The organism is Rhizobium ecuadorense (genome assembly GCF_001187535.1).
In the GTDB taxonomy this organism is placed as follows: Bacteria; Pseudomonadota; Alphaproteobacteria; order Rhizobiales; family Rhizobiaceae; genus Rhizobium; species Rhizobium ecuadorense.
In genome coordinates this window covers 1-361 of record NZ_LFIO01001779.1, presented here as the reverse complement: position 1 = coordinate 361, position 361 = coordinate 1, and the positions used below count along the sequence as shown (strand labels likewise).

Annotated in this window: 1 pseudogene; it reads right to left on the bottom strand. The window is 63.7% G+C overall.

From position 1 onward, the window contains the following. A pseudogene (locus AF337_RS35350) lies at positions 1-361 on the bottom strand (amidohydrolase family protein); the annotation flags it as partial.

Here is a 361-nt window from a genome sequence, read left to right as displayed (position 1 = left end):
GACGGTGACATGGCCCAGCGTAATGCCAGGCAGCTCCGTCTTGATCGTATGAGCGACGACCGTCTCCGTCGGCAGGTCCGGTGTCAGCTTGAGATTTCTTGGCAGCTTGACCGTGTGGTAGGCGGCATCCGGATAGCGGTATGGTTTCGACAGGGCTTCGTCGAGGATCGGCGTGATCTTCTTGCCGTCGACGACGAGCTCGCCACCATACCAGGTGCTGACCGGCGTAAGGTCGTCGTTGAGAAGCACCAGATCGGCGCGCCGCCCGCCGCCCAGACCGCCGATTTCGCCTTCCATGCCGAACCGCGTCGCGCCGTGCAGCGAACCCATCGCCCAGGCCTCTTCCGGCCTCATGCCGTAT